23 protein-coding genes and 1 riboswitch are annotated in these 25,253 nt (G+C 62.2%); of the genes, 16 read left to right on the top strand and 7 right to left on the bottom strand.

The features are described from left to right. Positions 1-42 precede the first annotated feature (42 nt). The 11 genes from AYR47_RS27725 (at position 43) to AYR47_RS27680 (ending at position 14,310) form a co-directional block, all read left to right on the top strand. Positions 43-2,544: a fimbria/pilus outer membrane usher protein gene (locus tag AYR47_RS27725; RefSeq protein ID WP_061449091.1), complete on the top strand. Its 2,502-nt coding sequence runs from the start codon at positions 43-45 to the stop codon at positions 2,542-2,544. A 300-nt stretch (positions 2,545-2,844) separates the two neighbouring features. Then, a complete protein-coding gene (locus AYR47_RS27720) occupies positions 2,845-3,378 on the top strand; it encodes a fimbrial protein (RefSeq protein ID WP_061449090.1) in 534 nt (177 codons plus the stop codon). A 167-nt stretch (positions 3,379-3,545) separates the two neighbouring features. Further along, positions 3,546-5,147 (top strand): fimbria/pilus outer membrane usher protein, encoded by a 1,602-nt coding sequence (locus AYR47_RS27715; RefSeq protein ID WP_208603917.1) that lies wholly within the window; start codon positions 3,546-3,548, stop codon positions 5,145-5,147. Then, positions 5,144-5,902, top strand: a complete 759-nt coding sequence (locus AYR47_RS33140; protein ID WP_208603916.1) for a fimbria/pilus outer membrane usher protein — start codon at positions 5,144-5,146, stop codon at positions 5,900-5,902. The genes AYR47_RS27715 and AYR47_RS33140 overlap by 4 nt, the downstream gene beginning before the upstream one ends. A 33-nt stretch (positions 5,903-5,935) precedes the next feature. After that, the gene (locus AYR47_RS27710; protein WP_061449089.1) at positions 5,936-6,661 is read left to right on the top strand and encodes a fimbrial biogenesis chaperone; all 726 of its coding nucleotides are present in this window, start codon (positions 5,936-5,938) and stop codon (positions 6,659-6,661) included. Next, the gene (locus AYR47_RS27705; RefSeq protein WP_061449088.1) at positions 6,658-7,674 is read left to right on the top strand and encodes a fimbrial protein; all 1,017 of its coding nucleotides are present in this window, start codon (positions 6,658-6,660) and stop codon (positions 7,672-7,674) included. The genes AYR47_RS27710 and AYR47_RS27705 overlap by 4 nt, the downstream gene beginning before the upstream one ends. Before the next feature lie 110 nt (positions 7,675-7,784). Beyond that, positions 7,785-8,606 (top strand): EAL domain-containing protein, encoded by an 822-nt coding sequence (locus AYR47_RS27700; protein ID WP_061449087.1) that lies wholly within the window; start codon positions 7,785-7,787, stop codon positions 8,604-8,606. 150 nt (positions 8,607-8,756) lie between these two features. Then, positions 8,757-9,383, top strand: a complete 627-nt coding sequence (locus tag AYR47_RS27695) for a response regulator transcription factor (protein ID WP_033897124.1) — start codon at positions 8,757-8,759, stop codon at positions 9,381-9,383. Further along, the gene (locus tag AYR47_RS27690; protein WP_061449086.1) at positions 9,384-12,674 is read left to right on the top strand and encodes a transporter substrate-binding domain-containing protein; all 3,291 of its coding nucleotides are present in this window, start codon (positions 9,384-9,386) and stop codon (positions 12,672-12,674) included. Positions 12,675-12,784: 110 nt separating this feature from the next. After that, entirely contained in the window at positions 12,785-13,993 is a 1,209-nt protein-coding gene (locus tag AYR47_RS27685; protein WP_061449085.1) for an EAL domain-containing response regulator, read from the top strand. Continuing rightward, positions 13,990-14,310 (top strand): hypothetical protein, encoded by a 321-nt coding sequence (locus AYR47_RS27680; protein WP_061449084.1) that lies wholly within the window; start codon positions 13,990-13,992, stop codon positions 14,308-14,310. Before AYR47_RS27685 ends, AYR47_RS27680 begins: the two co-directional genes overlap by 4 nt. On the opposite strand, the gene AYR47_RS27675 is transcribed toward AYR47_RS27680, so the two are convergent. From AYR47_RS27675 to AYR47_RS27665, 3 genes are read right to left on the bottom strand one after another with little or no spacing between them, the layout of a single operon-like run. Beyond that, on the bottom strand, positions 14,307-15,071 hold the full coding sequence (locus AYR47_RS27675) for an ABC transporter ATP-binding protein (protein ID WP_061449083.1): 765 nt from the start codon (positions 15,069-15,071) through the stop codon (positions 14,307-14,309). The two genes, AYR47_RS27680 and AYR47_RS27675, sit on opposite strands and share 4 nt — an antisense overlap. Next, entirely contained in the window at positions 15,068-16,072 is a 1,005-nt protein-coding gene (locus tag AYR47_RS27670) for a FecCD family ABC transporter permease (RefSeq protein ID WP_033901824.1), read from the bottom strand. The genes AYR47_RS27675 and AYR47_RS27670 overlap by 4 nt, the downstream gene beginning before the upstream one ends. Next, the gene (locus tag AYR47_RS27665) at positions 16,069-17,079 is read right to left on the bottom strand and encodes an ABC transporter substrate-binding protein (protein ID WP_061449082.1); all 1,011 of its coding nucleotides are present in this window, start codon (positions 17,077-17,079) and stop codon (positions 16,069-16,071) included. The genes AYR47_RS27670 and AYR47_RS27665 overlap by 4 nt, the downstream gene beginning before the upstream one ends. Positions 17,080-17,186: 107 nt before the next feature. Next, a riboswitch (cobalamin riboswitch) is annotated at positions 17,187-17,381 on the bottom strand. A gap of 103 nt (positions 17,382-17,484) precedes the next feature. On the opposite strand from AYR47_RS27665, the gene AYR47_RS27660 reads away from it, so the two are divergent. Next, a complete protein-coding gene (locus AYR47_RS27660; RefSeq protein ID WP_061449081.1) occupies positions 17,485-17,928 on the top strand; it encodes a hypothetical protein in 444 nt (147 codons plus the stop codon). Between the two features lie 9 nt (positions 17,929-17,937). Here the strand turns inward: AYR47_RS27660 and AYR47_RS27655 are convergent, their stop codons facing one another. Then, positions 17,938-18,864 carry a DNA/RNA non-specific endonuclease gene (locus AYR47_RS27655; protein ID WP_061449080.1) on the bottom strand — a complete coding sequence of 309 codons (927 nt, stop codon included), beginning with the start codon at positions 18,862-18,864 and terminating at the stop codon, positions 17,938-17,940. Between the two features lie 128 nt (positions 18,865-18,992). Here AYR47_RS27655 and AYR47_RS27650 point away from each other — a divergent pair, with 128 nt between their 5' ends. Both AYR47_RS27650 and AYR47_RS27645 read left to right on the top strand, forming a co-directional pair. Beyond that, positions 18,993-20,057, top strand: coding sequence for a M4 family metallopeptidase (locus tag AYR47_RS27650; protein WP_061449079.1), 1,065 nt, complete (start codon positions 18,993-18,995; stop codon positions 20,055-20,057). A gap of 14 nt (positions 20,058-20,071) precedes the next feature. After that, entirely contained in the window at positions 20,072-20,377 is a 306-nt protein-coding gene (locus AYR47_RS27645; RefSeq protein ID WP_033901819.1) for a protealysin inhibitor emfourin, read from the top strand. Between the two features lie 3 nt (positions 20,378-20,380). On the opposite strand, the gene AYR47_RS27640 is transcribed toward AYR47_RS27645, so the two are convergent. After that, entirely contained in the window at positions 20,381-21,580 is a 1,200-nt protein-coding gene (locus AYR47_RS27640; protein ID WP_061449078.1) for an MFS transporter, read from the bottom strand. 110 nt (positions 21,581-21,690) lie between these two features. Here AYR47_RS27640 and AYR47_RS27635 point away from each other — a divergent pair, with 110 nt between their 5' ends. After that, on the top strand, positions 21,691-22,599 hold the full coding sequence (locus tag AYR47_RS27635; RefSeq protein ID WP_061449077.1) for a LysR family transcriptional regulator: 909 nt from the start codon (positions 21,691-21,693) through the stop codon (positions 22,597-22,599). A gap of 31 nt (positions 22,600-22,630) precedes the next feature. On the opposite strand, the gene AYR47_RS27630 is transcribed toward AYR47_RS27635, so the two are convergent. Beyond that, positions 22,631-24,013 (bottom strand): aldehyde dehydrogenase family protein, encoded by a 1,383-nt coding sequence (locus AYR47_RS27630; protein ID WP_061449076.1) that lies wholly within the window; start codon positions 24,011-24,013, stop codon positions 22,631-22,633. Between the two features lie 104 nt (positions 24,014-24,117). On the opposite strand from AYR47_RS27630, the gene ptrR reads away from it, so the two are divergent. Continuing rightward, positions 24,118-24,993 carry a putrescine utilization regulator PtrR gene (gene ptrR, locus AYR47_RS27625; protein WP_033901815.1) on the top strand — a complete coding sequence of 292 codons (876 nt, stop codon included), beginning with the start codon at positions 24,118-24,120 and terminating at the stop codon, positions 24,991-24,993. Here ptrR and AYR47_RS27620 read toward each other — a convergent pair. Continuing rightward, positions 24,990-25,199 carry a hypothetical protein gene (locus AYR47_RS27620; protein WP_028617133.1) on the bottom strand — a complete coding sequence of 70 codons (210 nt, stop codon included), beginning with the start codon at positions 25,197-25,199 and terminating at the stop codon, positions 24,990-24,992. The two genes, ptrR and AYR47_RS27620, sit on opposite strands and share 4 nt — an antisense overlap. Positions 25,200-25,253 lie beyond the last annotated feature (54 nt).

Genomic DNA, 25,253 nt, shown 5'->3' with positions numbered 1-25,253 from the left:
ACGTTGCCGCCGCAGCGTGATGGCCTCGTATTGAGTGCTGCCATGCGAACCTATGCCTTGAACCTTGACTGCCTGACCGTGCCCTTCACGCCTTTGCGCTTGTCCGCCGCCGTGCTGGCCGCGTTGATGGGCGGCGTGGCGTTTGCCGAAGAGCCGGCGAAGTTTGATGCCAGTTTCATGCAGTCCTTTGGCGGCACCAGCGCCGGGCCGAACCTGGACCTGGACGCCATCGCCAACAGCGGCAGCATTGGTCCTGGCACCTACCCGGTGGTGATTCGCCTGAACCAGAGTTTTTTCGACCGCCGCGACATGACCTTCGCCAAGGATGAAGCCAGCGGTGAAGTACGGGTTTGTCTGTCCGAGGCGTTTCTCAAGGAACTGGGTGTAAAGCTGGAGGCGTTCCAGGTGCCGGGTGACGCGTTGCCGGCATGCATTGACCTGGCGGCCATGGTCGAGGGCGCGTCGGTGAGTTTCGACGCCAACCACCTGGCCCTCGATATCAGCGTGCCGCAGATCGCCCTGCGCCGAGATGCGGCCGGTTATGTCGCGCCTCAAGACTGGGACCGTGGCATTAACGCGGCGATGCTCAACTATCAGTTTTCCGCAGCGCAGACCCAGTCTGACAGGCGCGGCAGCGGCAGCCAGTACAACCTGTATGCCAATGGCGGTTTCAATCTGGGCGACTGGCGTTTTCGCAGCAGCTCTTCATTCCGCCAGGATGAGGAGGGCCAGCAGGATTGGCAGCGCAGCAACACCTACGCGCAACGGGACCTCACCGCACTCAAGGGCACCCTGACCCTGGGCGAGAGTTTCACGCCGGGGGATGTGTTCGACAGCATCCCGTTCCGTGGCGTGCAGGTGGCGTCGGACATGGGCATGTTGCCGGACTCGATGCAGGGTTACGCGCCGATCATCCGTGGCATTGCCGAAAGCCAGGCCAAGGTTGAAGTGCGCCAGAACGGCTTTTCCCTCTATACCACCTACGTGGCCCCCGGCGCGTTCGAGATCGATGACCTCAACGCCGCCTCGGGCAGCGGCGACCTGGAAATCATCATCACCGAGGCCGACGGCCGCGAGCGCCGCTTCACCCAGCCTTACGCCACCTTGGGCAATATGCTGCGGGAAAAAACCTGGCGCTACAGCATGACCCTGGGTGAATACAACGCTGTGGACGGTGGCCAGCGCCCCGCATTTGCCCAGGCATCGTTGGCCTACGGCCTGCCTTTTGACCTGACGCTGTATGGCGGCCTGCTGGGCGCGGATTTCTACCGCGCCGGGGTGGTGGGCGTCGGCAAGAGCCTGGGCAGCCTGGGGGCGGTGTCGGTGGATGTCACCCAGGCCCAGGCGGATGTGCCCCAGGCGCAGGGCGGCCAGCAAAAAGGCCAGAGCGTGAGCGTGCGTTATGGCAAGGCCTTCGAGACGGGCACTTCGGTGCGTTTTGCCGGGTATCGCTATTCCACCGAGGGCTACCGTGACTTCGAGGAGGCCGTGCGCCTGCAGGACCCCAACGACTATTTCGGCCTGTCCAAGCGCAGCAAGGTCGAGGCCAGTGTCAATCAGGCCCTGGGCAGCCGTGGCTCGTTCTACCTCAACATGAGCCAGCAGCATTATTGGGGGTCTTCGCGCCAGGACAAACAGATGCAACTGGGCTTCAACACCCAACACAAAGGCGTGACCTACGGCGTGTATGCCAGCAAGACCCTCACCGACAACTACGGCGAGAACAACCAGGTGGTGTTCACCGTGTCGATGCCCATCGGCCAGACCCGCAGCACCGCCACCTACTCGGTCACCCGCAACAATGACGGCAGCCTGGACCAGCGTGCCGGCCTCAGCGGCAACGACGGCAACCTGACGTACAACGTCAATGCCAACCGTTCGGACCTGGCCGGCAACAATGGCTCGGCACTGGTCGGTTACCGTGCGCCGTATGCCCAGTTGGGCGCAGGTGTGAGCGTGGGCAATGGCTACCGGCAGGCCTCGGTGAGTGCATCGGGTTCGGTGCTGGCCCATGGCGATGGCGTGGAGTTTGGTCAGGCGCTCAGCGAAACCGTGGCCCTGGTGGAAATCAAGGACACGCCCAATGTCGGCGTGCTCAATGCTCCCGGCACCCTCACCAACCAGAAGGGCTATGCGCTGGTGCCCTACGTGACGCCGTATCGCAAGAACCGCGTGGCCCTGGACACGGGCGAGCTGGACACCAGCGTCGACATCGACGACGGCGTGACCAACGTGGTGCCGCGCCGTGGCGCAGTGGTCAAGGCGGCGTTCGCCGCGCGCCGCTCGGAAAAAGTCGTGCTCAGTGTGCGCTTGCAGGACGGTTCGCTGCCGCCGTTCGGCACCACGGTGCTCGACGACAAGGGCGTGAGCGCAGGCGTGGTCGGGCAGGCCGGGCAGGTGCTGATCGCCGTCGACGAGGGCAAGGTCTACAGCATGAAGTGGGGCGAGAAAGCTGCGCAGCGTTGCACGGTCGAGCTGGATATCAGCCAGACCGCACCAGTGGATGGCTATCGGGTGATGGAGGCGATCTGCAAGGCACCTTGAAGTGGAAGAGGCTTTATCTGAAGGAATATTCGCCGGGAAAATTCCTACAGTTTGCGGAGAAGGAACTTACATTTCCAACTAAGGCCGACGCTCATGATTCCTCCCGCCATAGAGATGTTTGAACTTCTTCAATAGCCAGGTTGTTAGCGACGCTTTAACTGAGCGAACAGCCAAAACACTTAACGTGTTTTAACGGATGCGCGCTGTTCTTCGGGATGGGGATTTAGATAAGTGTCGGTAGTGTCTGTTTGGGAAGTCGGGTTTCTGGGCCTAACCATAATTAACCCTAGAGTTGAACTCATGAAAAAGATTGTCGCTGTTACTGCCGCTGCTGTTGCCATGGGCCTTGCTTCCTTCGCCAACGCGGCCACGCCGGCGAGCGGTAACCCAGGCACCGTGCGTTTCATCGGTGAGATCGTTTCGGGCGCCTGCGGCATCGACGCCAATTCCCTGGACCAGACCGTGTCCCTGGGCCAGGTGCCGTCGAACCAGTTCCGCGCCGTCGGTGATCGCTCCACGCCGACCAAGTTCGACATCATCCTGACCGAGTGCGATACCTCCACCCAGCAGAACGCGCGCTTCACCTTCAGCGGCGTGCAAGACCCGGCGGTACCGGGCCTGTTCGCCACCACTGGCCTGGCCCAGAACGTCGGTATCCGCCTGCAGGCCAGCGCCGGCGAGATGCTCGACAACGGTAAGGAACAAGTTGCACCGGTGGTATTGCAGAACGGCAACAACACCGTGACCTTCGCCGCCATGTACGAAGCCACCGCCGCCACCGTGACCACCGGTGAAGCGGACAGCGTTGCCAACTTCACCGTGGCTTACAACTGATAGTGCTTTATCGGTTGTGATGAAAAAGGGGCGCGAGCCCCTTTTTTCTTGCCTGTTGCCTGGTTGATAAAAGGGTTATTTCCGTGGGCTGTCGCAAACTTTTCGTGTCTTGCGTATTACTTTCCTGCGCGCGTTATTCCTTCGCGGTGGAGTTTAATTCGGAGTTCTTGAATATCGACTCTGACGATCACGTCAGTCTCGGGCAGTTCACCCAAGCGCATTACACGGTGCCCGGCAGTTATGTGGTGGATATCGTGGTCAACCAACGTTATTTCGGAACACGTTCCATTGAATTCAACAGGGGACGTTCGGCGCAGGACAGTTATGCCTGCTTGCCCGAAGCGCTGGTGGCGACCTTCGGTCTAAAGCCCGACCTGTTCGAAAGCCTGCCGCGCCTTGCTGATGGCCGGTGCGTGGACCTTACCGCGATCACCAACGCCTCGATCAACTACGCGCAGAACCTGGGCCGGCTGGTGATCAGCCTGCCCCAGGCGTCGTTCGAATATGACGACCCCAACTACATCCCGCCCGCCGCCTGGAGCGACGGGCTGGACGGTGCGCTGCTGGATTACCGGGTGATCGCCAACCAGCGCCAGTCCACCACCAGCGGCAACTCCACGGTATTGCAGAGCTACGGCACCGCCGGTTTGAACATCGATGCCTGGCGCCTGCGGGCCGACTACCAGGCCCAGCAAGACAGCGGCAGCCAGGGCGGGCGTGGCAATGAGCAGGCGTTCCAGCTCAACCGCCTGTACGCCTACCGTGCGCTGCCTTCGATTCGCTCGAAACTCTCGGTGGGCGAGGACTATCTCAACTCCGATGTGTTCGACACCTTCGCCCTGCGCGGGGTGAGCCTGAGCAGCGATGACCGCATGCTGCCGCCCAATCTGCGCGGCTATGCGCCCTTGATCAGCGGCCTGGCGCGCACCAACGCGAGGGTGACCGTGGCCCAGCAGGGCCGCGTGTTGTATTCCACCACGGTGACGCCGGGCGCGTTCAGCATCCAAGACCTCAACAGCAGTGTGCAGGGCACGCTGGACGTGACCGTGCATGAGGAAGACGGCACCGAGCAGACCTTTACCGTGACCACGGCGGCGGTGCCGTTCCTGTCCCGTGACGGCGAGTTGCGCTACAAAGTGTCGGCGGGCCAACCGCGCTTGACCGGCAAGGGCGGCACCGAGCCGGGTTTCGTGGCGTCCGAACTGGCTTATGGCCTGTCCCAGGACTGGACACTCTACGGCGGTGTGCTGGCAGCCAGCGGCTATCTCTCCCATGCCGTGGGCCTGGGCAAGGACCTCGGCGTGTTTGGCGCGATTTCCGCCGACGTCACCACCTCCAGGGCCACGTTGCGCAACAGCGCCGAGACCGTGGTGGGCAACTCCTACCGCATCAACTATTCCAAGCACTTCGATGCGATTGGCACCGATTTACGCTTCCTCGGCTACCGGTTTTCCGACCGCACCTTCACCAACTTCTCACAGTTTGTCGGGGATCCGGATGCCTATTCGCTGAATGCCGGCAAGCAGCGCTATTCGGTGATGCTGGCCAAGCGCTTTGCGTGGCTGTCCACCAGCCTGTCGTTTGACCATTCCACTTACTGGGACGCCGCGCCCTCGGACCGTTTCGGCCTGTCGCTGGCGCGCAGTTTTGCCGTGGGCAACGTCAAGAACATCAACGTCAACCTGTCGGCGTTCCAGACCCGCAACGCGCAGAACCGCGACACCCAGCTGTACCTGGGGGTGAGCGTGCCGCTGGGGGCAATTCGATGATGTCCGCGACGGTGCAGCGCGCCAGCCCCGGCGCGACGTCAACCAGTGTCGGCTACAGCCACGACGATGGCGAAGGCATGAACTACCAGGTGTACGGCGGCATGGGCGACAACAAATACGTGAATGCCTATGTCGGCAAGCGTGCGTCCACCTACCGCGCCAATGCCTCGGCCACCACCGATGGCAGCACGTACCGCTCGCTGACCGGCGAGTTCGACAGCTCGTTGGTGGTGACCCGCTACGGCGTCACGGCCCATGGCAATGGCTCTAATGGCGATACGCGGTTGCTGGTGTCGACCGACGGCGTGCCGGACGTGGCCTTCACCGGCCAGGCGCGCTCCAACCGCGACGGCTACACGGTGATGGATGGGCTGCCGGCGTTCCAGGCCTATGAGGCGCGGGTGAACATCGAAAAACTGCCGCTCAAGACCGAAGTGTCCAACCCGATCCAGCGCCTGGCGTTGACTGAGGGCGCCATCGGCTACGTCAACTTTGCTGCCGCCCAGGGCTACAACGCCTATGTCGAACTGACCCAGGCCAACGGCCAGGTGGTGCCGTTCGGGGCCTCGGTGCAGGACAAACACACCCACAAGGAAGTCGGCATTGTCGGGGAGGCGGGCATCACGTATTTGCTTGGCGCCAAGGCCGGGGCCGAGCTGGTGGCACGCTGGGACGACAGCCATCTCTGCGCGTTGGCGGTGCTGCCGCCGGAAGACGTCGTGACCAATATCCCGACACCCGTGCGGTGTTTGTGATCCCCCTAATCCGTTGACTTGGAGTGTTCCCTGATGTCTCGATTGATGTTCAACCGTATCGCGCGCCTGGCCGTGCTGTGTGTGCCGTTGTTGGCCAACGCGGCCGTGGTGCCGGATCGCACCCGCGTGATTTTCGAAGAAAGCGCCACTTCGGTGAGTGTCACGGTCAGCAACAAGAACCTGCAACTGCCGTTTGTGGTGCAGTCCTGGATCGAGGACGAGCAGGGCAAGAAAATCACCACGCCGTTCATGGTGCTGCCGCCGCTGCAACGTATCGAACCGAATGAGAGCAGCGTGCTGCGTATTGTGAAATTGCCCCAGACCACGTTGCCCACGGACCGTGAATCGGTGTTCTACCTCAACATCCGTGAGATCCCGCCCAAGAGCGAGGCGGTCAATGCGATGCAGATTGCCTTGCAGTCGAAGATCAAATTGTTCTATCGCCCAGCCTCGGTGAAGCGCGAGCGCGGCGCCGACATGGCCGAGGGGCTGAGCCTGGTGATCGACCCGGCGGCCAAGCAATTGCAAGTGAGCAACCCGACGCCGTTCCACATCACTGTGGTCGGCCTGTTGGTGGGCCCGCAGAAAACCAAGATGCCGGTGGAGACGGTGATGATCGCACCCCATGCCAGCGCACGTTTGCCGTTGGCCAGCCTGGGGTTCAGCGAGTTGCGGGTGTCGAACATGAATGATTTCGGCGGGCAGACCGACACGCCGTTCACCTGCACCGCCACCGCGTGCCAGGCCGTGAAGCCATGACCGGTTGGGGCCCGAGGCTGTGCCTGGCAGCGTTGTTGCTGGTGTTTTCCCAGGCGTCATGGGCGCTGTTGTGCAAGTCGGAGAACGACGGTAATTACCTGAGCGAGTACATCGGCCCGGTGTCGGTGCCAGACACCGTGCCAGACGGCACGATCATCTGGCGCTCGAAGACCCACGTGGTGCCGGCCAAGTGCTTCAAATTGCACGATCAGCATTTTGACGAGGACGACCCGATTTACTTCTATGGCAACCCTGCCGGCCTCAACGCTACGGCCTGGGGCATTGAGTTCGGCCTGGTCTATCGGCAGGTCACCGCTTGGGATGGCGACTGGAGTTCCAACCCGACCCAGGGCGTGAACACTGGATTCATTTCCCGTGGCTGCCCTGGCGCGACCAACAATGCCGAGATGCTGCCGTGTTCCCTGGCCAACCCAAGCATTGCCTTCCAGGTGGTGATCCGCAAACGCGGGTTGCTACCGCTGCAACGGCCGTCCCAGGACACCTATGACGTGTTCCAGTTTGACGGCCTGTATGGCCTCAACGGAGGGCCGAGTAACCCGAATGGCAACTTCCGTTTCCAGCTCAGTGGTTTGCAGAACATCGTCGGCACCGCGTGCACGGTGGACGTCACCGTGACCCCGGAGCCGGGCATTGTGGATTTCGGCGTGATCCAGAAAACCACCACCGGTTTCTCGCCGCCCAACCCTACCCAGCCGTTCAGCCTGGCGCTGGAAAAAAAGTGCAGTACCGCCCTGAATATCGGCGCCACGCTGGTGACGGCCAATCAGCAGGGCCTTTACAACGTGTTGCCGAAGGCGGACAGCCAGTTCGGCATCCAGGTCCGCGATGCCCGCAACAATCGGGTGCCGATCAACGAGCCGTTCCCCCTGGCGGTGTTCGCGGCCAGTGTCAGCCATATCGACGTGCCCTTCAGCGCCTCCGTCGTGGCGTTGGGCGACCCGCAGGTCGGGCCGTTTGAAGCGGTGATGGTGGTGCAGGTGATTTACTACTGAGGATTTGTGTCGGAAATTTCCTACAGCCTGGTCGGATAGAAGCTACGACCTGTGTCCACCTCGCTCGCCACTATGTCGGCTCTCGGTTCGGTTGAGTGATGGGGTAGACGATGACCTTTCCACCAGGACAGGTGCTGGAAAAACAGGCGGGGGAGCGTGGCCTTCTACCCACCGAAGACGAGGTGCGCCGTGGCCTGGCCCTGGGTGAGTTTCGCGCCTGGTTCCAACCGCAACTGCACTTGCACAGCAAGGCAGTCACCGGAGTGGAAGCCCTGGTGCGCTGGGAGCATCCGGCGCGCGGTGTATTACTGCCGGCCGATTTCCTGGGGGCGGTGCTGGCCTATGATTTGATCGACCAGATGTTCACGCAATTGCTGGAGCAGGGTTTGGGGTTGCTGGGGATTCTGCGTCACCAGGGCGTGAGCCTGACGCTGGCGTTCAACCTGCATGCCTCGCAACTGGCCAGCCCGGCGTTGGTCGAGCACATCCGGCAGGCCCTGGAACGTCATCGCTTCAAGGGTTCGACACTCACCTTCGAACTGGCGGAAAACGGCGTACTGGTGTGTGCGCCACAGACCCGAGAGAACCTGCTGCGCCTCAAACTGCTGGGTTGCGGTTTGTCACTGGACGATTTCGGCCTGGGGTTTTCCTCGCTCAAGTCGCTGTGCCAACTGCCGTTCAACCAGATCAAGCTGCATGGCAAGTTCGTGCAGCGCCTGGACCGTTTGCGTAACCGCTCGATGGTGGCCGGTACACGGGCGCTGGTGCGTTCGCTGGATATGACCCTGGTCATCGAAGGCGTCAGCAGCCCTCGGGTGTGCGCGGGTTTGCTGGAACTCGGCTGCGAAGTTGGCCAGGGTTATCACCTGGCGCGGCCCATGACCGGAAGGGACTTGTTGCAGTGGCTGGACAAGGCGGTCATTGCGCCGTGAAAACTTCCCTGCACGGCGCGGTAATTCTTAGGAAATTTCCTACAATTGAGCGATGCTCATGTATTTTCGGCGGGTGCATTTCATGGATGAGGCCTTATGCCGTCCATGGCGTTGGCACGCTCGTACGTCGGCTGTCTTACAGAGGTCTGTATGCATAAAGCGATAGTTGTGGACGATCACCCGTTCATTCGCTCTTCCGTCAAGATGTTGCTCAACCAGGAACACTTTGAAGTGGTGGCCGAGGCGGACAACGGTGCCGACGCGGTGCAACTGGTGCGCGAGCATGCGCCGGATCTGGTGGTGCTGGACATCACCATGCCCAAGTTGGACGGGCTTGAAGTGATTTCGCGGATCAGCGGCCTGGGCGTGCCGACCAAAGTGCTGGTGTTGACCTCCCAGTCGGCGCTGTTCTATTCGATGCGCTGCATGAAGGCCGGTGCGGCTGGATTCATCTCCAAGACCAATGGCCTGGACGAGTTGGTCAAGGCGATCAAAGCGGTGATGGGCGGCTATACCTTCTTTCCCAACCTGGCCACCAGTTCGGTGCGGCGCAGTGATGCCGATGCGACGGACCTGGAGTTGATCCAGAGCTTGTCCGATCGCGAGCTGACGATTTTGCAGCAACTGGCCCTGGGCCTGAGCAACAAGGAAATCGGTGATTCGATGCTGCTCAGCAACAAGACCGTCAGCACCTACAAGACGCGACTGATCGAAAAACTCAAGGTGAAGTCCGTGGTGTACCTGGCCGATTTCGCCAAGCGCAACAGCCTGATCTAGATGAAGCGATTTCTCGGAACCTACGTGGCCGGCCTGCTGTTGCTGGGGGCGCTGGCGGCGGCACCGCCCGTATTGGCCTCTAGCGAGTCGTTGCATCTGCTCGGGCGTTCGACGGTGGAAGATTACTCGGTCGGCCTCGACGAGCCCGACTGGAACTGGCTGCGCCACAAACGCACGCTGGTGTTAGGCGCTTCGGCCCCGGACTACTCGCCCTTCGGCATGACCGGCAATGGTGACGATTACCAGGGCATCACCGCGGACTATGCACAACTGATCGCGCAGTTGCTGCACATGCAGGTCGATGTGCGCCGCTACAGCTCGCGCGCCGAGGTGATTGCCGCGCTGAAAAGCGGCGAGATCGACATGCTCGGCACGGCCAACGGATTTGAAGCCGCTGACCCCGAGTTGGCCCTGTCCCAGGAGTATGCCAATGACCAGCCAGTACTGGTCACGCGGATTGGTGACAGCCAGAACCTGCCGCCGAACCTGGCGGGCAAGCACGTGGCGATGCTCTATCACTACCTGCCGCCGGACGCGGTCAAGGCGTTTTACCCCGAGGCGACCGTGCAACTGTTTCCGTCGACCTTGAGTGCGATTGGCGCAGTTGCGTTCGGCCAGGCCGATGTCTACCTGGGCGACTCCATCAGTTCCAACTACCTGATCAACAAGAACTACCTGAACAACGTCCAGCTCAGCGACTTCTCGCAGATGGAAGTGCAGCCGTTCGCCTTTGCCGTCAGCCGCAGCAACGAGCGCTTGCTGCGCATCCTCAATACGGCGCTCACGACGATCCCGGCGGCGGAGCGCATGACCATCCTGCGTCGCTGGAGTGCCGGCGGTGCGAGTATGCCGGGTCGGCAGACGTTGCACTTCAGCAACAGTGAACAACGCTGGATGGAGCAGCATCCACGGGTGACGGTGGCGATCAATGAAAACTTCCTGCCGCTGACGTTTGTCGATGAAGACGGCAACTTTCGTGGCATCAGCGCCGATGTGCTGGCCAAGGTCAGCCTGCGCACCGGCCTGCAATTCGATCTGCAGCGGGCCGAGTCGGTGCAGGATCTGATCGACCAGGTCACCAGCGGCAAGGCCGATATGCTGGCCGCGTTTACCCCCAGTGCCGAGCGTGAAAATGCCTTGCGCTTCACGCGGCCGTACCTGACCAACCCGTTTGTGCTGGTCACGCCCATCGGCGATGACAAGCCCCAGACCCTCGACCAGATGGCCGGCAAGCGCCTGGCCCTGGTCCAGGGCAATGTGATGCGCGAATACCTGGTGGAGCAGTTCCCCCAGGTGCAATTGGTGCCCGCACAGAACGCCGTCGACGCCATGGCCATGGTGGCGAAGGGCGAAGTGGACGGCGCGATCAATTCCTTGATCAGTGCGCGCTATATGATCTCCCGGCAGTACCGCAATCGCTTGCAGGTCACCAGCACCGTTGGGACGATGCCGGCGCGGATCGCCCTGGCGACCAATCGCGGCGCGCTGGAGTTGTATTCGATCCTCGATAAGGCACTGCTCAGCATCACCCCCGAGGAAATGGACGAGCTGACCAACCGCTGGCGCAACGAGGTGGTCATCGACGACAGCTATTGGCTGCGCAATCGCAGCGCGATTCTCCAGGGCTTTGCCATTGCGGCGGTGCTGCTGGCACTGGCCTTGGGCTGGATCGGCTATTTGCGCTGGTTGATCGGCAAGCGGCGCGAAGCCGAGCGGGCGCTGAGCGAAGAACTCAGCGAGCGGCAGCGCTTGGTGCAGGAACTCCAAGTCGCCAAGGATGATGCCGACGCCGCCAACCGGGCGAAGACCACGTTCCTGGCGACCATGAGCCATGAGATCCGCACGCCGATGAATGCGGTGATCGGCATGCTCGAACTGGCGATGAAAAAAGCCGACAAGGGGGTGCTCGACCGTTCGGCCATCGAAGTCGCCTCCGGCGCGGCGCGGGGCCTGCTCGACCTGATTGGCGATATTCTCGATATCGCGCGTATTGAATCCGGGCGCCTGTCGCTGGCGCCGGAGCGGGCCAACCTGCGTGAACTGATCGAGTCGGTGGCGCGGGTGTTCGATGGTCTCGCCCGGCAGAAACAACTGCGCTTGCAGCTGGACCTGGAGGCACAGATCAGTACCGAGGTGCTGATCGACCCGCAGCGCTTCAAGCAGGTGTTGTCCAACCTGCTGAGCAATGCGATCAAGTTTACCGATGCCGGCCAGGTGCGCCTGGTCGCCAGGGCGCACGTCTTGCCGGGGCAGGAACGCCTGGCCCTGTGCTTGCGCGTGGAGGACAGTGGGCGCGGTATCTCCGCGCAAGACCAGCAACGCCTGTTCAGCCCGTTTACCCAGGCGGACAACCATGGCCAGGCGCCCCGTGGCGGCTCGGGGCTGGGGCTGGTGATCAGCCGCACCCTGTGCGAAATGATGGGCGGTACCCTGACCCTGGACAGCACGTTGGGGCAGGGCACGCAGATTGAAGTGCGTTTGGATGCACCGATCCTGGAACCTTGTGCACCCTTGGCCGAGGTTGAGCCCCAGGTGGCTGGCGAGGCCCTGAATATCCTGGTGATCGACGACTATCCGGCGAACCGGCTGTTGTTGTCGGAGCAACTGGGTTACCTGGGCCACCGGGTCACCGATGCCGAGGACGGCGCCCACGGCCTGCGGGCTTGGCGCAACGAGCTGTTCGATGTGGTCATCACCGACTGCAATATGCCGATCATGAATGGCTACGCGTTGGCGCGGGCGATTCGCGCCGAAGAGGCCGCGCGCGGCTTGCATCGCGGTCTGGTGCTGGGGTTTACCGCCAATGCCTTGGCCGAAGAGAAGGCGCGCTGCGTCGAGGCGGGCATGGACGACTGCCTGTTCAAGCCCATTAGCCTCAAGGACCTGGGTGCACGCTTGGCGCAAGTCAAACCCCAGGCGGTGGTTCAACCCGACGCGCGGGCCGACATGCCACCGTTGGAAGACATCGACATCAGCAGCCTGGAGCAACTGGCCCGTGGCGACCAGGCGTCGGTCAAGCGCCTGCTGGGCGACCTGGCCGTGAGCAATGACGGCGACATGGCCAAGCTCATGCGCTTGTTTACCCAGCACGATGTGCAAGGGCTCGCTGACCTGGCCCACCGGGTCAAGGGCGGTGCGCGGATTATCAGCGCCGCCGGCTTGATCCACGCGTGCGAGGCCCTTGAGTCGGCGGCCCAAGGGCTGGACGCGGCGGCGCTGACGGCGGCCGTGGATACCTTGCAACAGTCGATGGAGCACTTGGCGGAGCAGTTGGAGGATTACCTGGCGTGAGGTGTGGGCGTTCTTGGGAAATTTCCTACAAGCGTAGAGACGTTTCCTAGGTCCACTTAGGCCAAGTCGCGAAACAATGGGGCACTTCTCTACAGACGAGTCCCGCCCTCATGACCTTTGCGCTACGTGTCCTGGTATTGGAAGACCATGCTTTCCAGCGCTCCGTTGCCGTCAAAATGCTTGAACACTTGGGCTGCGCCACGGTGTTCGAAGCTGCGGACGGTGCCCAGGCCCTGGCCCTGCTGGACCGCGAAGGCCCGGTGGACATCGCGCTCTGTGACTTGCAGATGGAAGGCATGGACGGCGTTGAGTTCATCCAGCGCGTCGGCGCCAGCGGGCAGGTCGGGTCGATCATCATCAGCAGCTCGTTGTCGCCGGACTTGCGCCGTGCGGTGCGCCAGATCGTCTCGTTGCTGGGGCTGGAGTTCCTCGGGGATGTGGAAAAACCTTTGCAGGCGGGGGCGCTGGAAGCATTGCTAAAAAAGCAGTTGCATGCCCGGCCTATCGCAGCCTGCCCACCCGATGACGCACCCGCGTGTGCCACCGAAGCCCAGATGCGCCGAGCGCTGGCCGAGGAGCAATTGCAGGCGTATTACCAACCCAAGTTCAACCTGCGCAGCGGCGCCGTGTGCGGGGTAGAAGTGTTGGCACGCTGGGAGCATCCGACGCGAGGCATCGTGTCGCCCGCCGTGTTTTTGCCAGCGCTGGAACGCCACGGTTTGCTGGATGAGGGCTTGTACCTGCAGATGCACCAGGCCTTGGCTGTGCACGAACACGCCAGGTGCCAAGGCAGCCTGTTGAACATGGCGTTCAACCTGAGCGCCAGCCAGTTGGCCAATCGCGAGCTGGCCGGCAACATCAAGCAGATCCTGCAGAGTCACAGTGTGGCGGGCAGCCATGTCACCTTTGAAATCACCGAAAGCGGCCTGCTCGAAACCCCGAATGTCAGCCTGGAAAGCCTGGTGCGCCTGCGGATGATGGGGTGTCGCTTGTCGATCGATGACTTCGGCGCCGGGTTTTCCTCGATGCAGCGCCTGTGTCAGTTGCCCTTCAATGAAATCAAGCTGGATGCGGAGTTTGTACGCAACCTCAAGCATGAGCCGCGCTGCCTGGCGGTGATCGGCAGCACGTTGGCCTTGGGTGAGGCGCTGGACATGTCGGTGGTGATCGAAGGCATCGAAACGGCTGAGCAACACCGCGCATTGCTGGCGCTGGGCTGCACCCTCGGCCAAGGCTATTGGCATGCACGGCCCATGAGCGGCAGCGATCTGCTGGGCTGGTTGCATCACTCGGCTGCGGCCGTCGGGAGCCGGTCATGATCAACAAGGGCTTGCGCGTGATGATTGCCGACACCCAGCACGAACGGCGCCTGCGCCTGGAGCGTGACTTCAACCACCAGGGCTATTACGCCATTGCGCCGGTGTCGAGCCTGGACGAGCTGACGACGCTGCTCGGCTGTGGCGACCGTGCATTTGACCTGGTACTGATCAACGCCAACCTCGGCCGTGAGGTCGGCTTCAATCTCAAGGCGTTTTGCCAGGACCATCCGCTGATCCGCCAGGCGCTGATCTATCAGGTGCCCGAGTTGTTCGTGACCTTGTCACGTCACACCCAGCGTTCGCTTCAAGAGGCTTAGTTCGGGCGTAAACGCAGTATCTGTGCGCCATCGAACGGGTCTGTCAGGTAGTGTGCCTGTACGCCGAACGTCTCTTGCAAACGCTGCGGCGTCAGCACGTCCAGTGGTTTACCCAGTGCCACCAACTGCCCGTGATCCAGCACCGCCAGCCGATCGCAGGTCAGCGCCTGGTTCAGATCATGCAGGGCAATCAAGGTGGTGACGGGCAACCCTTGCACCCCCTTCAAAATGCCCAGCTGATGCTGGATATCCAGGTGATTGGTCGGCTCATCCAGCAACAGGATCTGCGGCCGTTGCGCCAACGCACGGGCGATGTGCACGCGCTGGCGCTCACCGCCCGAGAGGCTGCGCCAGGCGCGGTGGCTCAGGTGGGTGGCGTCGACGTCGTGCAGGGCCTGGTTGACGATGGCGTCGTCCTCCGGTGACCACGGGCTCAGCGCCGACAACCACGGTGTGCGGCCCAGCGCCACGGCGTCGAACACGCGGATGGCGTCGTCGGTGTCGGCCTGCTGTTCCACCACCGCCAGTTGTTGCGCGATGGCGCGGCGCGACAGCTTGCCCAGGCGCTGGCCGCCCAGCAGCACTTCGCCGGACGCTGGCGTGCGCAGCCCGGCGAGCAACTTGAGCAAGGTGGATTTGCCGGAGCCGTTCGGCCCGACGATACCGAGGGTTTCGCCCGGCTGAACGTCCAGATGAATGTCGCTCAGCAACTGCGCCTCGCGCACTTTGAAACCCAATCCTGTGCAGCTCAGCACGGTCATCGCGCATTCCTCCGACCAATGAGGATCAGCGCAAACACCGGCGCACCGACCAGCGCCGTGACCACGCCGACCGGAATCACCTGGCCCTTGATCAAGGTGCGCGACAACACATCCGCCGCAATCAAGAACAACGCGCCACCCAACGCACTGGCCGGCAGCAAGCGCGAATGCCCGGTGCCAAGCAACAGGCGCACGGCGTGGGGAATCACCAGCCCCACAAACCCGATGGAGCCGACAATCGACACCATCACCGCCGTCACCAACGCCGCGCAGCCCACCAGCACGAACTGCACCCGGCGCACCGGAATACCGAGGGACGCCGCCGAGTCGCTGCCGAAGGTAAACGCATCCAGGGCGCGACGGTGCCACAGGCACACCGCCAAGCCTGCGACCGCCACCGGCACCGCCAGCCACACCGAAGGCCAGCGCACGCCACTGAGGTTACCGAGCAACCAGAACATGATGCCGCGTGCCTGCTCGGAACTGGCGGATTTGGTGATCAGGAACGCGGTGAGCGCATTGAACAGCTGCGACCCGGCAATGCCCGCCAGGATGATCTGGCCGGTGCCACTGGCCGAACCGCTGGCGCGCGCGAGCAGGATCACCAGCGCAAACGCGGCCATGGCGCCGACAAACGCGCCCGCCGACAACGAGATCAAACCGCCGCCCACGCCCATCAACGCCACCAGCACCGCGCCGGTCGAGGCGCCGGCGCTGATGCCCAACAGGTACGGATCGGCCAGCGGGTTGCGCAACAGCGATTGCAATATCACGCCGCAGGTCGCCAGCCCAGCACCACACGCGGCGGCGACCAGGGTACGGGTGAGGCGGTAGTTCCACACCACGCCTTCGTCGATGGGGTCGAGCACGTAGCCGGCCGCCCACAGTTTGTTGGCGAGGACTTGAAGTACCACCTGCGGCGAGATGGCGGTTTCGCCGATGGCGACGCCAGCCAATACAGCAGCCAGCAGCAGGGCCAGGGCGAGTAGGGTTCGGATCATTTGGACAGGTCGTAGCCGTCGATGGCCGTGGCCAGTTGTTCAAGCCCGTCGAACGTACGGATGCTGGCTTGCAGCGCCAGCGCGTCGAGGATGATGATGCGGTTGTTTTTCACCGCGTCCATGTTGCGGGTCACCGGGTCGCTGCGCAGGAAGGCGAGTTTCTTTTCATGGTCATCGGCGGGGTAGCGGCGGCGGTCCATGCGCGCGATCACCAGCACGGTCGGGTTGGCCTTGGCGAGGGTTTCCCAGCCGACGGCGGGCCACTCTTCGTCCGACTGCACGACGTTATGCAAACCGAGGGTTTCCAGCATGAATTGCGGAATGCCCTTGTGGCCGGCCACATAGGGGTCGCTGGTCATCTCGGAACTGGAGAACCACACCAACGCGCTGGCTTGCTTGAGGCCCTTGCTTTGCACGGTGGCAACGGATTTGGCCAGGCGCGCCTTGAGTTCGTCGTTCAACTGTTGGCCACGCGCCTGCACGTCGAAGATCTCGGCGAGTTGGCTGATGCTTTTATAGATCGTCTCGATGCGGAACGGCTCCAGCCGCGTGCCGTCGGCGCCCACCAGGTTGTCCTTGCCTTCGCAGTCGGAGGGCAGCAGGTAGGTGGGAATTTTCAGTTCATGGAATTGCTCGCGGGTGCCGACCACGCCTTGCGGCCCGACCACCCATTCCAGCTCGGCGGCCACCAGCTGCGGGCGCTTGGCGATCACCGCTTCGAAGCTCGGCTCGTTGTTGGCCAGGCGCTCAATGCCATCGTTCTGCGCCTTGTACTGCGGCAATACGCTGTTGAACCACAGCGAAGTGCCGACTACTTTGTCGCCCACGCCCAGGGCGTAGAGCATTTCGGTGGCGGCCTGGCCGATGGTCACGCTGCGGGCCGGGGCTTGCTGAAAGGTTAGGGTGCTGCCGCAGTTTTCCACGGTCAGCGGGTAGTGGGTGGGCGCGGCTTGGGCCAGGGCACAGAAACCCAGGCCGGTAAGCAGGGCGGTAACGCGTGGCAGCATGGGGCTATCTCCGAGTGAAGCGTGCGTGCCGTTCGGAAATACACCCTTGAACGCTGCGATAGGATAGAGGCAGGCAAGAATGTCCTTCCCGGACACCCCGCCGGTTAGTCATTGAGCTTGGGCCGGCAGGTCTCCTGACTGATGCGTCGTCGCCAGGCTCCGGCCTTCCCGGACAAGGTCCAGTGGCATCATGGAGCAGGCTCAGCACCTACAGTTGCGGGGGCAGTTCCGATTGACGCGGGTGTACCGCGCTTCGGATTCCCTATTAGTCCCGTTTGGGAACCGGCGCGGTATGGTAGTCGATCACGCGGTTGAACGGGAGGTCGTGCACTCAACGGTAGCTCTCTGGCGGTGAGGCTCCTATGATGCGCAGCCCATGGATCGCTTTATCACAAGGAATACACCGTGAAATCAGTTATCGCGCTCGTCCTTATCGCCACCCTGGCCGGTTGTGCCACTCAGGGTAAATCTGAAAAGCAGATTCTCGACGAGGCCTCCACTGCCTATGTCAAGTCGATGCCCGCCGACTCAGACAAACTGCGCTTGCACACGATGAGCATCCCTAAAAGTGGGATGTTCGGCGACACCCTGGCGATTTCCCTGGCCGGTGACCAAAACGCGGCCAGCCTCAGGAGCGAATTGCTGAATACCAAGCGCTTGGGCGATGTGTTCTTTTTGATCATGGGGGCCGGCACCCCGGTTGATGTTGCCGTGATCGGTAAAGCCGTCGAAGGGCAGGATTTGAAGGGTTTGCAGATCTACTACTCGGGCACCGACGCACAGAAAGATCAGGTGCGTGCGGCGGTCGAGAAGTCGCAGGCGCAGTTTCATTACATCAGTGCGCAATGAGGGCGAGGGTCATAGGCGAATGTCTTCAGGCCCTCGTATCAGCGCTTCAATCCGCGTGCCGGTGGCGCGCTCTTCGTTGCTGAAGCCGTCGTAGTCGGCCAGGTTGCCGAAGCGCAGGCCGGTCAGGCGCTCTATCTGGATCACGCTGCGCTGGTAGGTCCTGAGCTGGCCGAACACCAGGTCGAGTTGGCCCAGCTCGCGGCTCTGGTCAATCATGTAGGCACTCGCGCTAGGCTTGCCGTTGTCGCTGAGGTAAGCGACCACTTTCCAGAACGCCTTGGGGATCTGTACGCCTCGGTACATTCGGTCGTCGTCGGCGAACACCGGGCCGGTAAACACCGTGGCGCGGGCTTTCCAGCGTTGGGTGTTATCGAGGATGTAGTCTTCGAGCTCCAGCCAGGTCTTCTGGTTGAACCCGCTCATCTGCGGCGAGCAGTTGGTGAAATGGAAGGTGTCGAGGTTGGCGGCTTGCGCCTCGTCGCCCCAGTTGGGGTCTTGCCGGCGGACCAGGTGGCCGCGATCCAGGCCATTGCTGGCATACAGCGCTTCGCCCACCTGCGCATCGATGGGTAAGCGGCCGTCATAGGCCCAGGCGTCGTTGCTGCGAATGATGTCGACGTGCTGACCACCATCGATGTTGACGCCCACATACAGCGCAAGCCGCTTGGCGCGTGACATCGTGATCGAGAAGTGCGTGTAGTCCAGGCGCTTCTGTGCATCCTCCGCCAAGGCCTCTTCCACCGTGGGCCAGGGCACCCCGAAGCTGCCGAGAAAGTCCTCGGCGTAGCCGCGCCGGCCCTTCAAGTCTTTGGCGGGGGTGACGCGTGGCGTCGCCGCCCGTGCCTCCAACAACGTGGGGCTCGGTGCGATCAACGGGCGCAGGTCAGCGAGCCTGGGGCGGTATGCAAGGTCGATTTTGGTTTTACGTGCTGGCATCGGTCAGTCCTCCTTGGATAAACACGACTGCAACATAGGTTAATGACAATTGATGACATGCGTTAACCCCTGGGGACTATCCTGAATCGATGACCCGAACGTTTTCACCTGCCAGCTGGAGCCAGCCCATGTGTGTTCGTCAGCCGCATCGCCATCCGATTTTCTGCCTGATCCCGCCCTATATGCTCGACCAGATCGCGCGCAACGGCGACAAAGCGCAACGTGAGGTCGCCTTGCGCACCCGCGCCAAAGACACAACCTTCCGCTCGTTGCGCATGGTCGCCGAACCTGCCAAAGGACCGGCGCACATGGCCCTGGCCATGGGCGCCGATAAGCGCCGCTCGATCTACAGCGCCGAGGGCACCGACAGCCTGCCGGGCACGCTGGTGCGTGGTGAGGGGCAGCCCGCAAGCGGTGATGCCGCGGTGGACGAAGCCTACGAGGGCTTGGGCGCCACCTTCGATTTTTTCGACCAGGTCTTTGATCGCAACTCCATCGACGACGCCGGTATGGCGCTGGACGCCACGGTGCATTTTGGCCAGAACTACAATAATGCCTTCTGGAACTCGACCCAGATGGTGTTTGGCGATGGGGATGCGCAGTTGTTCAACCGCTTCACGGTGGCGCTTGACGTAATTGGCCATGAGTTGGCCCATGGCGTCACCGAGGACGAGGCCAAGCTGATGTATTTCAATCAGTCCGGAGCGCTGAACGAGTCGCTGTCGGATGTGTTCGGCTCGCTCATCAAGCAATATGCCTTGAAGCAAAGCGCGCAAGACGCTGATTGGCTGATCGGCAAAGGACTGTTCACCAAAAAGATCAAAGGCACCGCCCTGCGCTCGATGAAAGCCCCCGGCACGGCGTTTGACGACAAACTGCTGGGCAAGGACCCTCAGCCGGGGCACATGGATGATTTTGTGCACACCTACGAGGACAATGGCGGGGTGCATATCAATTCCGGTATCCCCAACCATGCGTTCTATCAGGTGGCGACCAAGCTCGGCGGGTTCGCCTGGGAACGGGCCGGGCGTATCTGGTATGACGCGCTGCGGGATGCGCGGCTGCGGCCCAACTCGGGGTTCCTGCGCTTTGCGCGCATCACTTACGATGTTGCAGGCCGCCTCTACGGCGCGAACAAGGATGAGCAGAAGGCGGTCAAGGACGGTTGGAAGGCGGTCGGCATTTCTGTCTGACGTGAGGAGCGGCCATGCAAATTTCGATCAAGGAAAACGGCGGCCCCGGTTATTTTCCGGGCTTGGCCAAGCCACAGACGGTGGAGTTGGACGCGCTGCCGGAGCAAGACCAGCAGGAACTGCGGCGGCTTGTCGAGGCGTGCGATTTCTTTCAATTGCCGCAAAGCCATGCACCTGCGCCCGGTAATCCGGGCCAGGTGCATTACACCCTGACGGTGAAGGAAGACGAGCGCGAGCACACGGTTTGCGTGCTCGCGCCGGTCAAATCGCAGGCGCTGGACGGGTTGGTGCAGTGCGTACGTCGGCATGTCCGTTGCTGAGGTTCAGGTGGGAGCGTTCACCCTGCCTGCCAGCGACGCACCGAGACTGTAGAGCAAGCCGCCGGCGATAACGAACAGCGCGAGCATGTAGAACATGGTGTGGGCGGGGTGTGTCGCCAAGACCATCCCGCACAGCACCGGGCCCAGGGCCGCGCCAACGTTGCCCAGGTTTTGCGCAGCGTAGTACATGCCCCGCAGATGATCGGGGGCGATGATGTCGATGAACATGTACTCGGCAGGGAACACGATGATCTCTCCGAGCGTGAAGACTGCCATGGATACCACCCAGAACATCAGCGAGGTGGACAAGCCGAACCCCGCCAGGCCGACGATGAACATGGCCAATCCACCTGCGAGCCACAGATTCAAGTGCTGATGGGTGATTCGCTTGCCGATCACGTATTGCAGGCTGATCACCATCAGCGCGTTGGTGGCCACCACGCTGCTGATTATCCGGTAGGCCATTTCGGGTGTCGTGGTGACGATCAGATATTGCGAGAGGTAAGCGGTGAACTGGCCGAACACCACGGCACTGAGTGCACCGCCCAGGGTAAAACACACCAGCCGGTAATCACTGAGCAGCACTTTGCCGACCGCCAGGAACGGCGCGCCGGGCTGGCTTGTGTCCACGGGCATTGCGTGCTTGTCACCCCACACGGCGTAAACGATAAAAAAACCGGCGCCCAGTATCGCCGACGCCAGGAAGGGCAGACTGATGGCGAGCGCGGCCAGTCCCGCACCGAGAAAAGGGCCGACGGCGTAGCCGATGTTGGTCAGGGTGTATTTGATCGAAAATGCTTCACTGCGCGCATCGACGGGCAGTAGCCGGCCAAATCCTGATTTGACCGCGATATCAATGACGGCGTACGCCAGGTTGATCGCGACCAGGCAGGCGTAGAACACCCACAGGTCCCGTGCGGCAAACGCTGCCAGAAAACCGCAGGTGAACACCGCGCAGCAGCCCAGGATCAAGCGGTAACCTGGCTGGCTGTCCACCAGGAAACCGCCGTACAGGCTCAACAATGAGCCGAGGATCAGCGAACTGCCGATCACCAGGCCGATGTCGGCGACGCCCAATTGGAACTGGCTCGACAGGTAGATCACCAGATAGGGCAAGGTGATGGCCCTGGCGAGGGTCAACACCAGTGACGCACTCAGAAGCAGGTTGACGGTCAAGGGGTAGTTTTTCAGCGTGGTCAGCATCCGAGCCTCAGTACCGGGTTCATTGACCCTAGCTTACTGTTGAGTTGAATTCTGATTTAGGATGTTAATTACCAGCTTGGCTGACCTGAATTCACAAATGCGGGGCGTGCATGTTTTCTTCCGAACGCTTGAAAGGGATTGATGTGTTTGTGTGTGTTGCGGACTACGGCAGCTTTACCGCCGCTGCCGAGAAAATGAGCCTGACTGCCTCGGCCATCAGCAAAAGCATCGCGCGGCTTGAAACGCGCCTGGGCGCTCGACTGTTTCTGCGCACAACGCGGCGCTTGTCCCTCACCGAGGCCGGCGTGGCGTTTTACCGTACCTGTACGGGGGTGCTGGCTGACCTGGAGGAGGCCGAGCTGTCGCTGCGCGCCGAGCAAAGCGAGCCGCGTGGACGTGTGCGCATTGATCTGCCCAATGTGTTTGGGCGCGTGCGGGTGTTGCCGGTGCTGCTGCCTTTGCTGCAGGCTTTTCCGTCCTTGGTGCCGCACATTTCCTTCAGCGACGGGTTAGTGGACCCCTTCAAGGAGGGTGTGGATCTGGTGGTGCGTGTCGGTGAAGCGCAGGGCTGGCCAGAAACGATCGAACAGCGTGTGCTCGCGCACGAATGGCATACGTTGTGTGCCTCGCCGGATTACTTGGCGAACCATGGCACCCCGACGTGCGAGCGTGAGCTTGAACGGCATCAGTGTCTCGCCTACGGCTGGGTGGACGGTCGCGTCAGCCCCTGGAACTTCGCCGGTGAACAGGGCACTTCACGTCATTGGCAGATGGCGCCGCACCTGGTGATCGGCAATGGCGACGGCTTGATGCAGGCTGCGTTGGCCGGTTGTGGGATCGTGCAACTGCCGTCGTGGGTGGTCCGGCCATCGCTGGAGGAAGGCAAGCTGGTTGAGGTGCTGCCGCAGCTGGCCACCGAGGGGGCTGCGATCAGGCTGGCCTGGGTCAGGAATCGCCAGGCGCTGCCCAAGGTCAGTGTGGTGCTGGAAGCCTTGGTGGCGGGGCTGGGAGGGCGATAGCCACGACCCTTTCCCGCGCCACCCAAGCGTGTTACTTGCGGTCCAGCCACACCGTCTGCGCGTTGCAGAACTCCCGCACGCCAAAGTGCGACAGCTCGCGGCCGAAACCACTCTTTTTCACCCCACCAAACGCCACCCGAGGGTCGGAAACGCTGAAGGCGTTGACGAAGATACCGCCGGTTTCCAGCTGGTTGGCGATATCGCGCGCCTTGGCCGGGTCGGTGGTGAAGATGCTCGCGGTGAGGCCGAACTCGCTGTCATTCGCCAGGGCCACGGCGTGGTCGGCGTCGCGTGCGGTGATGATCGAAGCGACCGGGCCGAAGAGTTCCTGTTTGAACGAGGTCATCTGGTCGGTGACGCCTGCCAGCACGGTCGGCTCGTAGTAGTTACCGGCGCCGGGCACTTTATTGCCGCCCAGCAACAGTGTCGCGCCTTCTTCCAGGGTCGCCTGGACCTGGCCGTGCAACTCGTCGCGCAGGTCAAAGCGCGCCATCGGGCCGATGTAGGTGGTGGCTGACGTTGGGTCGCCCATGACCATGGCACGGCTGGCCTCCAGGAATTTGGCGGTGAAGGCTTGCGCTACACCTTCCTCGATGATCAGGCGTTTGGCGGCGGCGCAGACTTGGCCGCTGTTTTGGAAACGACCGATCAGCGCGGCTTGCACGGCGGCGTCGAGGTCGGCGTCGTTGAGCACGATAAAGGGGTCGGAACCGCCCAGCTCCAGCACGCATTTTTTCAGCGCGGCACCGGCCTGAGAGCCGATGGCGACGCCGGCACGCACACTGCCGGTGAGGGTGACGGCGGCGATGCGCGGGTCGGCAATAGCCTTGGACACGCCCTCGTTGGTCACGTTGACCACCTCAAACAGGCCATCGGCGAAACCGGCCTTCTGGAATGCCAGTTGGATCAGATAGGCGCTGCCCATCACATTCGGCGCATGTTTGAGCACATAGGTGTTGCCGGCCAACATCGTCGGCACGGCGCCGCGCAGCACTTGCCACACCGGGAAGTTCCACGGCATCACGGCGAAGATCGGGCCCAGCGGGCGGTATTCGATCTGCGCGCTGCCGTTGTCCACCAGGGTCGGTTCCGGGGCGAGCATGGCCGGGCCATGGGCGGCGTACCATTCGCTGAGTTGCGCGCATTTTTCGATTTCGGCACGGGCCTGGGCGATGGGTTTGCCCATTTCCAGGGTGATCATCTGCGCCATGTCTTCGGCTTGTTCGCGCAGGGCAGAAGCCAAACTCAACAGCAGTTCGGCGCGCTGGCTGACGGGCTGGCGGCGCCAGGCGCGGAAGGCGAGGGTGGAGCGGTCGAGGGCGGCGTCCAGTTGCTGCGCGGTTTCATACGGGTAGCTGCCGACCATTTCGCCGTTGGCCGGGTTGATCGAGAGGGCGTGGGTAGTCGCGTTCATGGCACCGTCCTGCTGAGTGAATTAAGTGGGGTTCAGCGTACGGGGCTATCTCTTTTCTGGAAACTGAATAATATTAAGCAATACGTTCACGATTGGAGAATGATGTGGATCTGGTGCAGCTGGAAATCTTCAAGGCCGTTGCCGAGCAAGGCAGTATCAGCGCCGCCGCGCAGTTGATTCATCGGGTGCCATCGAACCTGACCACGCGCATCAAGCAACTGGAGCAGGACTTGGGTGTGGAATTGTTCATCCGCGAGAAAAGCCGCCTGCGCCTGTCACCGGCTGGATGGAATTTCCTGGGTTATGCGCGGCGCATCCTCGACCTCGTACAGGAAGCCCGCGCAACCGTGGCGGGGGAGGAGCCCCAAGGCGCGTTTGCCCTGGGTTCGCTGGAAAGCACGGCGGCGGTGCGCATCCCGGCGTTGCTGGCGGCGTACAACCAGAAACACACCAAGGTCGAGCTGGACCTGAGTACCGGGCCTTCGGGCACCATGATCGAAGGCGTGTTGTCCGGGCGGTTGACAGCGGCGTTCGTCGACGGCCCGCTGCTGCACGCAACCCTGGAAGGCTTGGCGGTGTTTGAGGAAGAGATGGTGGTGATTGCGCCGCTGCACCATGCGCCGATCACCCGTGGGCAGGACGTGAACGGGGAGAGCATCTACACCTTTCGCTCCAACTGTTCATACCGGCATCACCTGGAACGCTGGTTTGCACAGGACGGCGCGGTGCCGGGCAAGATCTTCGAGATCGAGTCCTACCACGGCATGCTCGCCTGCGTCAGCGCCGGCGCGGGCCTGGCGCTGATGCCACGCAGCATGCTCGACAGCATGCCGGGGTCGACGGCGGTGAGCGTGTGGCCGTTGACGGACAACTTCCGGATCCTGCACACCTGGCTGATCTGGCGGCGGGGGACGGTGTCGCAGAGTTTGAACAGTTTTGTGAAGTTGTTGGAGGAGCAGGGGGCGATTCGTGCGGCTTAGCCGCCGAATTGCAGGGTACCCATCGCCAGCTTCGCCATCAGTGCGGTCGCACCCAATTGCACCAGCCACAGCGCCAGGCCGCCCAGAAAGACCCCCAGTGCCACTTGCAGCACCAGGCTCTTCTGGCGCTTGGGTTGCGGTGCGCGTGGAGCGTAGTCATGCAGTTCGTCGCGGTCGGCGCGCAGGTCCAGGTCGTCGTTTCTCATAGCATTCTCACAGCAAAGGGGCGGTCAAGGTTCAGTCTAGGGGCTGGAGACGAA

This window comes from Pseudomonas azotoformans (assembly GCF_001579805.1).
Classification (GTDB): Bacteria; Pseudomonadota; Gammaproteobacteria; order Pseudomonadales; family Pseudomonadaceae; genus Aquipseudomonas; species Aquipseudomonas azotoformans_A.
Note: the sequence above shows the minus strand (reverse complement) of the source record. Positions and strands in the feature narration are given on the sequence as shown.